Genomic DNA, 7041 nt, shown 5'->3' with positions numbered 1-7041 from the left:
CGCGCAGCGCTGGACGCCCACCGCGAGGCGGTGGCGGAGTATCATCCGGATCGTTGTCGTCGCCATTATCAGGTTTATCGCCATCAATGACCGACATGACCGTTTCACTCTCAAAACCAGACGTGTCGTTGTCGTCATCATTTAAGCTGGCAACATCTTCGTCGTAGGCGGCTTCCGGTTCAAACATCGTACCGGCGCCATTTTCACGTGCATAAATTGCCAGAACGGCAGCCAACGGCACAGACACCTGACGCGGCACACCACCGAAGCGCGCGTTAAAGCGCACTTCATCGTTAGCCAGTTCCAGGTTGCCCACCGCACGCGGTGCAATATTCAGAACAATTTGCCCGTCACGCGCATATTCCATTGGAACCTGCACGTCCTGGAGCGTCACATCCACCACCAGATGCGGCGTGAGCTGGTTGTCCAGCAACCACTCATAGAACGCGCGCAGCAGATACGGACGGCGTGGTGTTAGCTGTGGCAAATCCATACAGGTTAACCCCGGCCCAGACGCATTTCACGTTCAGGCTCAGTCAGAGAAGCCAGGAAAGAGTCACGTTCGAAGACGCGAGTCATGTACCCTTTCAGTTCTTTCGAACCTGCACCGTTGAATTCAATACCCAGCTGCGGTAAACGCCACAGCAGCGGCGCCAGGTAGCAGTCTACCAGGCTGAACTCATCGCTCAGGAAGTAAGGTTTCTGGCCAAATACTGGCGCGATTGCCAGCAGTTCTTCGCGCAGACGCTTACGCGCGACTTCGGCTTCAGAAGCAGAACCGTTCACGATGACGTTCATCAGCGTGTACCAGTCTTTTTCAATACGCTGCATGTACAGGCGGCTTTCACCACGCGCAACCGGGTAAACCGGCATCAGCGGCGGATGCGGGAAGCGCTCATCCAGGTATTCCATAATGATGCGAGATTCCCACAGGGTCAGCTCACGATCCACCAGTGTCGGTACGCTCTGATTCGGGTTGAGGTCGATCAGATCCTGAGGTGGATTGTCCTTCTCCACATGCTCAATCTCGAAACTAACACCTTTCTCAGCCAGCACAATGCGGACCTGATGGCTATAGATGTCAGTAGGACCAGAAAACAGCGTCATTACCGAACGTTTGTTGGCAGCGACAGCCATGAAAACCTCCAGGTATATTCAGAATTTTTACTGCTACCAGCCACTCAGTGGCCAGCCAGAAGTGATGTCACCCAAACTCGGGAAAGTCATTACTGCTCAAAATGCAAACAAAAAATGAACGATACCGGACATTTGGGCAGAAAATTGGATGATAGTTTACCAGATTTTGTGACCTTTGTGGTGAGTCGATTCTTGAAATGGGGAAAAAGAGGTGGCAATCAGCGGATTACCGTGGATCTGAGGCGAGAAATAACGATAAAAAAACCCGCCGAAGCGGGTTTTTTCGCAAATTGTCGTCTGCCGAAGCAGAGTACAATTAACGTTTGGAGAACTGAGGACGACGACGTGCTTTACGCAGACCGACTTTCTTACGTTCAACCTGACGAGCATCACGAGTAACGAAGCCAGCTTTACGCAGTTCGCCACGCAGGGATTCGTCGTACTCCATCAGAGCGCGGGTGATACCGTGACGGATCGCACCAGCCTGACCAGAGATACCACCACCTTTAACAGTGATGTACAGATCCAGTTTCTCAACCATGTCGACCAGTTCCAGCGGCTGACGAACTACCATGCGGGCAGTTTCACGACCGAAGTACTGTTCCAGAGAACGTTGGTTGATTACGATTTTACCACTGCCCGGTTTGATGAAAACGCGAGCTGCGGAACTTTTGCGGCGACCAGTGCCGTAGTATTGATTTTCAGCCATTGCCTATAATCCCGATTAGATGTCAAGAACTTGCGGTTGCTGTGCCGCGTGGTTGTGCTCGTTGCCAGCGTAAACTTTCAGTTTACGGAACATAGCACGACCCAGCGGGCCTTTTGGCAGCATGCCTTTAACCGCGATTTCAAGCACACGCTCAGGACGGCGAGCAATCATCTCTTCAAAGGTCGCTTGTTTGATACCACCGATGTGGCCGGTGTGGTGATAGTACACTTTGTCAGTACGCTTGTTGCCGGTTACAGCAACTTTGTCAGCGTTCAGAACGATGATGTAATCACCGGTATCTACGTGCGGAGTGTATTCCGCTTTGTGCTTACCGCGCAGGCGCAGAGCCAGTTCGGAAGCCAGACGGCCCAGAGTTTTACCGGTCGCGTCAACAACATACCAGTCGCGTTTTACGGTTTCTGGTTTAGCTGTAAAAGTTTTCATTAAAAGCTTACCCAAATAAATAAGTTACACGTTGGTGAACACCCAAACGTTTTGTCAGTTGAGGTTCACACGACATTGTCCAGCAAACCTACCCCTTCGAATAGCCTATGCCGGCGCATAGAAAGTTTTGGGAAAAAAACTCTCTCGTAACGTGGGGTCGCAAGATTATAGAGAAGTCAGGGTCAAAGATCGACCCCTTTATGTGATTTGCGGCAGGTTTAACCGGCTAAATGTTCCCGCTTCAGATACTCTTCGCTTTGCATCTCCTGCAAACGCGACAAACAACGCTGAAATTCAAACTTAAGACGCTCGCCCTGATAAATTTCATAGAGGGGTGATGCCGCACTGACCACCAGCTTGACGTGGCGTTCGTAGAACTCATCCACCAATGCGATAAAGCGTCGCGCTTCACTCTCCATCAGCGGGGTCATGACCGGCACATCAGACAACAGCACCGTGTGAAACAGACGCGACAGCACAATGTAGTCATGCTGACTCCGGGCATCGACACAGAGCGTGGTAAACGACACCGCCAGCGTTTGGTTTTCGACGGCCAGCGTCTGCATCGGACGATGATTGATCTCCAGCGTTGGCGCATGTTCAACTTTGGTTCCCGCTAATGCCAGCCAAAGCTTATCCATCTGCTGGCGGGTTTCCTCATTCAATGGCGACAACCACAAATGCGCCTGCGTTAAGGTGCGCAGACGATAATCGACGCCGGCATCGACATTCATGATGTCGCAATGCTGTTTGATCGCATCAATGGCAGGAAGAAAACGCGTGCGTTGCAAACCGTTACGATATAGCTCATCTGGCGGAATATTAGAGGTCGCCACCAGCGTAATACCGCGGGCAAACAGCGCTTTCATCAGGCCGCCGAGCAGCATGGCGTCGGTGATATCAGAAACAAAAAATTCGTCGAAGCACAGCACGTCGGTTTCGGCCTTAAAGCGGTCGGCGATGATTTCCAGCGGATCGCTCTGCCCCTGTAAGGCAGTAAGCTCTTCATGCACGCGCAGCATAAAACGGTGAAAGTGCAAACGCTGTTTACGTTCGCCTGGCAGGCTATGGTAGAACAGATCCATCAGCCAGGTTTTTCCGCGCCCAACTCCGCCCCACATATATAAACCACGCACCGGCGCGTTGATCGGTGACTCACGCTTGCCCAGCAACTTACCAAAACGCGCCATCAGTCCACTCTCCTGCGGCGCAGGACGTGCTGGCGTCGTAAGCGCCTGGAAAATGGTTTCCAGTCGATTCACGGCTTCGAGTTGTACGTTGTCGGGTTGATGACTGCCGTCGTTGAGGGCTTGCTGGTAACGCGATGTAGGGGAAAAGCTTTGCATGATGTTATTGTTATTCCTTGAGAATCGATGTGCCGTCGCTCACGGTTGACGAAAAAAAGGCCGTTCTACATTACGTGATATAAACACGGGATTCCACTTCTACGGGATTAGCGGTTATAGTGGCATAATCAGGCGCAGGCATGGAGCCTAAAGCCAACACCCTACGGAAACACAAGACAACGGGAGATGTTCATGACCTGGGAATATGCGCTAATTGGGTTAGTCGTCGGTATCATTATTGGTGCTGTAGCCATGCGTTTTGGTAATCGTAAATTACGCCAACAGCAGGCATTGCAGTACGAACTGGAAAAAAATAAAGCTGAGCTGGAAGAGTACCGCGAAGAGCTGGTGAGCCACTTTGCCCGCAGCGCTGAATTGCTGGATAACATGGCGGACGATTATCGTCAGATTTACCAGCACATGGCGAAAAGCTCCAGCAACCTGCTGCCGGGTATGTCGCCGGAAAACAACCCGTTCCGTAACCGTCTGGCAGAGTCTGAAGCAGGCAACGATCAGGCGCCGGTTCAGATGCCACGTGACTATTCTGAAGGGGCATCCGGCCTGCTGCGTAGTGGCGCAAAGCGCGACTAACCGCACATCGTTAAGAAATTTATTGGGCGCAGCAATTGCGCCCTCCGCTTCTCTTCCTGTCCCAGCTATTATTTAGTCGTTAGCCGCATTGTGACCAAACCGAAAATTCAATAACATCAACCTGTTTTGAATCATCTTCCGTTTACTCAAGGTACGAGAGCAGGATCCATGAAAAAACAAACCCAGCTGTTGAGTGCATTAGCGTTAAGTGTCGGGTTAACTCTCTCGGCGCCATTCCCGGCCGCAGCGTCTATCCCCGGCCAGGTTCCCGGTCAGGCTGCGCTTCCCAGCCTCGCTCCGATGCTGGAGAAAGTGTTACCTGCCGTGGTGAGCGTAAGGGTTGAAGGTACAGCCACTCAGGGGCAGAAAGTCCCGGAAGAGTTCAAAAAGTTTTTTGGTGATGAACTTCCCGATCAACCGTCACAACCCTTTGAAGGGCTGGGTTCAGGGGTCATCATTGACGCAGCCAAAGGCTACGTTCTGACCAATAACCACGTTATTAATCAGGCGCAAAAAATCAGCGTTCAGCTTAATGATGGCCGAGAGTTCGACGCTAAGCTTATCGGCAGCGACGATCAGAGCGATATCGCACTGCTACAAATTCAGCACCCCAGCAACCTGACGCAAATTGCCATTGCTGACTCCGACAAACTCCGCGTGGGTGATTTCGCGGTGGCTGTGGGTAACCCGTTCGGTTTGGGTCAAACAGCCACCTCCGGCATTGTATCTGCCTTGGGTCGCAGTGGGTTGAACCTGGAAGGTCTGGAAAACTTTATTCAGACTGATGCCTCTATCAACCGCGGTAACTCCGGCGGCGCATTGCTCAACCTGAACGGTGAGCTGATCGGTATTAACACCGCGATTCTGGCCCCCGGCGGCGGCAGCATCGGGATTGGTTTTGCAATCCCGAGCAACATGGCGCGCACGCTGGCACAGCAACTGATGCAATTTGGTGAAATCAAACGCGGTCTGTTGGGTATCAAAGGCACCGAAATGACCTCGGATATCGCCAAAGCGTTCAAACTGGACGTACAGCGTGGCGCGTTTGTCAGTGAGGTTCTGCCTAACTCCGGCTCCGCAAAAGCGGGAGTGAAATCTGGTGACGTCATTACCAGCCTCAACGGTAAACCGCTCAACAGCTTCGCCGAACTGCGTTCACGCATTGCGACAACTGAACCTGGGACCAAGGTCAAACTGGGCCTGCTGCGTAACGGTAAACCGCTGGAGGTTGAAGTCACCCTCGATACCAGCACATCATCGTCCGCCAGCGCAGAGATGATTGCGCCTGCGTTGCAAGGGGCCACGCTCAGCGATGGTCAGTTAAAAGACGGTACCAAAGGCATCAGAATTGATAACGTAGAAAAAAGCAGCCCTGCAGCACAGGCCGGTCTGCATAAAGATGACGTTATCATTGGCGTTAACCGCGATCGCGTAAACTCAATCGCCGAAATGCGAAAAGTGCTGGAAGCGAAACCGTCGATCATTGCTCTGCAGGTGGTGCGCGGTAACGAGAGTATTTACCTGCTCCTGCGATAACGTATGCAACCGGACATCAGCCCCTCGTGTGATGTCCGGTAAACTCGTGATATGCTGCTGCCGTTCCCTTTATTAATGACGCCGCCATCATGTTTGTGAAGCTTTTACGTTCGGTCGCGATTGGTTTAATCGTCGGCGCCATCCTGCTGGCCGCGATGCCCTCTCTGCGAAAAATTAATACGCTTACCGCACCGCAGTTCGACAGTGCAGATGAAACGCCCGCTAGCTATAACCCGGCGGTTCGCCGCGCAGCGCCTGCCGTCGTGAACGTTTATAACCGCAGTATGAACAGTACCGCGCACAACCAGCTTGAGATCCGCACGCTCGGCTCAGGCGTTATCATGGATCAGCGCGGCTATATCATTACCAATAAGCACGTCATTAACGATGCCGACCAAATCATCGTCGCATTGCAGGACGGTCGCGTATTTGAAGCGCTGCTTGTGGGGTCTGATACGTTAACCGACCTTGCGGTGCTGAAAATCAACGCCACTGGCGGGCTGCCAACAATCCCAATTAATAACAAACGCGTGCCGCACATTGGTGACGTGGTACTCGCCATCGGTAACCCTTACAACCTTGGGCAAACCATCACTCAGGGGATCATCAGCGCCACCGGTCGAATTGGCCTGAACCCGACAGGACGGCAAAACTTCCTGCAAACAGATGCTTCCATCAACCACGGAAACTCCGGCGGTGCGCTGGTCAACTCACTGGGTGAATTGATGGGGATTAACACGCTGTCATTTGATAAGAGCAACGATGGCGAAACCCCGGAAGGGATCGGTTTTGCCATTCCGTTTCAGTTGGCGACCAAAATCATGGATAAGCTGATTCGTGACGGGCGCGTGATTCGTGGCTACATCGGTATCAGCGGTCGCGAAATTGCACCACTGCACGCTCAGGGCGGCGGGATGGATCAAATTCAGGGGATTGTGGTTAACGAAGTTTCCCCGGATGGTCCGGCAGCGCAGGCGGGCATTCAGGTTAACGACCTGATTATCTCGGTCAATAACAAACCGGCGGTGTCTGCGCTGGAAACGATGGACCAGGTGGCAGAGATTCGACCAGGTTCAGTTATCTCCGTTGTCGTGATGCGTGATGACAAACAGTTGACGCTGCAGGTAACGATCCAGGAATACCCGGCCACCAATTAACGTCACGTCTGGCGGCCTACTGACCATAAAAAAACCGGAGCATGTTGGCTCCGGTTTTTATTAGGCGATATCGTAGAGAGTTAGTACGTAATGCCTGATGGCGCTACGCTTATCAGGCCTA

Annotated in this window: 8 protein-coding genes; 3 read left to right on the top strand and 5 right to left on the bottom strand. The window is 52.5% G+C overall.

Annotation, left to right across the window (positions count from 1 at the left end):
- The 5 genes from sspB to zapE form a co-directional block, all read right to left on the bottom strand.
- Nucleotides 1-493 (bottom strand): ClpXP protease specificity-enhancing factor (sspB, locus tag FDW94_RS22005; protein ID WP_137378261.1); only part of this gene is annotated, 493 nt, incomplete at its 3' end.
- Between the two features lie 5 nt (nt 494-498).
- Nucleotides 499-1137, bottom strand: a complete 639-nt coding sequence (gene sspA / locus FDW94_RS22000; RefSeq protein ID WP_003025132.1) for a stringent starvation protein SspA — start codon at nt 1135-1137, stop codon at nt 499-501.
- Nucleotides 1138-1453: 316 nt separating this feature from the next.
- Nucleotides 1454-1846, bottom strand: a complete 393-nt coding sequence (gene rpsI / locus FDW94_RS21995) for a 30S ribosomal protein S9 (protein ID WP_003025138.1) — start codon at nt 1844-1846, stop codon at nt 1454-1456.
- A 15-nt stretch (nt 1847-1861) separates the two neighbouring features.
- Nucleotides 1862-2290 (bottom strand): 50S ribosomal protein L13, encoded by a 429-nt coding sequence (gene rplM, locus FDW94_RS21990; RefSeq protein ID WP_003025141.1) that lies wholly within the window; start codon nt 2288-2290, stop codon nt 1862-1864.
- A 218-nt stretch (nt 2291-2508) separates the two neighbouring features.
- Nucleotides 2509-3636, bottom strand: coding sequence for a cell division protein ZapE (zapE, locus tag FDW94_RS21985; protein WP_008785949.1), 1128 nt, complete (start codon nt 3634-3636; stop codon nt 2509-2511).
- Nucleotides 3637-3828: 192 nt separating this feature from the next.
- Between zapE and zapG the strand changes: the two genes are divergently transcribed.
- The 3 genes from zapG to degS all read left to right on the top strand — a co-directional run bounded on the left by zapG (nt 3829) and on the right by degS (nt 6920).
- On the top strand, nt 3829-4227 hold the full coding sequence (gene zapG, locus FDW94_RS21980; protein WP_003025147.1) for a Z-ring associated protein ZapG: 399 nt from the start codon (nt 3829-3831) through the stop codon (nt 4225-4227).
- 168 nt (nt 4228-4395) lie between these two features.
- Nucleotides 4396-5763: a serine endoprotease DegQ gene (degQ, locus tag FDW94_RS21975; RefSeq protein WP_008785951.1), complete on the top strand. Its 1368-nt coding sequence runs from the start codon at nt 4396-4398 to the stop codon at nt 5761-5763.
- An 89-nt stretch (nt 5764-5852) separates the two neighbouring features.
- Nucleotides 5853-6920 (top strand): outer membrane-stress sensor serine endopeptidase DegS, encoded by a 1068-nt coding sequence (degS, locus tag FDW94_RS21970; protein WP_008785952.1) that lies wholly within the window; start codon nt 5853-5855, stop codon nt 6918-6920.
- Nucleotides 6921-7041 lie beyond the last annotated feature (121 nt).

Source organism: Citrobacter sp. wls757 (assembly GCF_005280935.1).
Lineage (GTDB): Bacteria > Pseudomonadota > Gammaproteobacteria > Enterobacterales > Enterobacteriaceae > Citrobacter > Citrobacter portucalensis.
This window is presented reverse-complemented; position numbering and strand designations above follow the sequence as displayed.